The sequence below is a fragment of the Pedobacter sp. CG_S7 genome, assembly GCF_040544395.1.
In the GTDB taxonomy this organism is placed as follows: domain Bacteria; phylum Bacteroidota; class Bacteroidia; order Sphingobacteriales; family Sphingobacteriaceae; genus Pedobacter.
The window spans coordinates 1-2,141 of record NZ_JBEONS010000095.1 but is presented as its reverse complement, the minus strand read 5'-3'; the positions used below and the strand labels follow the sequence as shown (position 1 = coordinate 2,141).

Here is a 2,141-nt window from a genome sequence, read left to right as displayed (position 1 = left end):
ATACATAAAAATATCCTAAATAACAAAAAAAACAAGTGTAATTTATTGTTAATCAATTAGTTAAATCACATATTGCCTTGCAACGGTCTTTTATTATACCAGTGAGCAGGAGTTATATCTTTAGAGGTGCATTTATTTCCATCCTCCACCCAAGGCCTGATAAAGATTAACAACTGCTTGTAATTGTTGAAGCCTGTCATTAACACCGGCCAGTTGGGCAGCCAGTAAACTTTGTTCTGATGTTAAAACATCAGTATAATTTGTTGCAGAACTGTAGCGTAGTAATTCTTCGGTAAAATTCACTGCTTTCTCAAGTGCAATAATTTGCTTAGCCCGCAATGATTCTTTTTCGCTGGCCATTTGATAAGCATATAAAGCATTTGATACTTCCTGTCCGGCAATTAATAATGTTTGCTGGAAATCGTTAAATGTTTGTGTTTGTATAGCTAATGCGCGTGTTAAACGAGCTTTGTTGACACCCTTTGCGAAAATTGGTTGCGTAATTCCAGCTAATAAATTGTAAAATATAGCATTGCTAAAGAAGTCTTTTAATTCTAAATTTGAAAAACCACTACGGGCAGTCAACGTTAAAGTTGGATAGAAATAGGTCCTTGCCAGGTTTGCGTCTTCAAAAGAAGCTCTGAAAGCAAACTCTGCAGCCTGCACATCCGGTCGGTTCTGTAATAGCTGCGCAGCAACACCTGTAGTTAAAGTAGCTATAGACTGTTGTTTACTCAATTTATTTCGGTTAATATGGCCAGGTACACGGGCTAGTAATAGGCTCAATACATTTTCTGTTATTCGGATACTTTGTTTAAGGTCTGGAATAGAAACTGCTGCTGCATAGCGGTTAGCTTCACTTTGCACTACAGCTGCTCCATTTACCACTGCAGCTTCTTTCAAGGCTTTCATGGTCTCTACATTTTCAATTCTTTTCTTTAGTGTTATTTCCGTAATTTCCAGCTGTCGGTCCAAAGCTATTAAACTATAATAATTATTGGCAATTGTGGCAATTAGTTGTGTTTGTACAGCACGTTTGGCTGCGTCAGTTTGGAGGTAGCTGGCAAGGGCGACCCTTTTTGAGCTACTTATTTTCCCCCATATATCGGCCTCCCATGAAGTGCTGAGTTGCAACAGGAAAGTATTTGTTAGGGTATTAATATTTATCCCTGGAGGGAAATTTAATCCTGCTTCAGAAGTTTTATTCCTTGCAGCACTGGCATCTGCAGTTAAACTTGGTAAGAAGGCCAGTTTATTTTGTCTTAGTGTTGCTTGGGCCTGAATAATATTTTGTACTGCATTTTTAAGGTCAATGTTTTGATCCAACCCTTCCTGTATCAATTCTTTTAAAGTGACGTCAGCGAACAAATTTTGCCATGGCAGATCGGCCATTACTGTGGTGTCAATACTTTTTTGATCACGGTATAGACCCTCCGTTTTTAAATTCGGACGTTCATATTTATTCGTGATTTTACAGGCGCTCAAAGTCAAAACTACAAACATGGTAGTAAAGATTTGTTTTTTATAGCTATCAGTCATTTTTTTAACAATATATATAGGGTAAATCGCTATTTATTTTCTTCTTCTCCTCCCTCACCGTAATTGCTTTTTGCTGGACCGCTAATTTTTTCCTGCAAGGACTGGAAGATGATAAACAGCACAGGAATAACAAAGACACCTAATATCGTTCCGATTAACATTCCGCCAACTGCGCCTGTTCCAATAGATTTATTTCCTACAGCACCAGCACCAGTGGCAAACATTAGGGGCATCAGACCAAAAATAAAAGCAAATGAAGTCATTAAAATAGGTCTTAAACGTGCAACCGCACCTTCAAGAGCAGCCTGTATAAGAGGCATTCCGTTTCTTCTTCTTTCAAGTGAAAATGCTACAATCAAAATGCCGTTTTTTGCCAATAAACCTATTAGCATGATCAAGGAGATTTGCAAATAAATGCTACTATTTAAATTGAATATAACTGAGAAAAAATAAGCCCCTGCTAAACCAATAGGAAGGGAAAGTATAACAGAAAATGGCAAAATATAACTTAAGACCGTTGCAAAAGCAACAAGTCAGAATTATATTAACTTTTTGGATTTTTTGTTTTTTTAGTTTTGGGTTTTTTCGACCAAAAGTGTCGA

Annotated in this window: 1 protein-coding gene and 1 pseudogene; both read right to left on the bottom strand. The window is 37.2% G+C overall.

Annotated features, from left to right (window positions below; all coding sequences use genetic code 11):
- Positions 1 to 132: 132 nt before the first annotated feature.
- A complete protein-coding gene (locus tag AAKU52_RS17400; RefSeq protein WP_354335907.1) occupies positions 133 to 1,539 on the bottom strand; it encodes an efflux transporter outer membrane subunit in 1,407 nt (468 codons plus the stop codon).
- A gap of 29 nt (positions 1,540 to 1,568) precedes the next feature.
- Positions 1,569 to 2,060: pseudogene (locus AAKU52_RS17395) on the bottom strand (efflux RND transporter permease subunit); the annotation flags it as partial.
- Between the last annotated feature and the right edge of the window lie 81 nt (positions 2,061 to 2,141).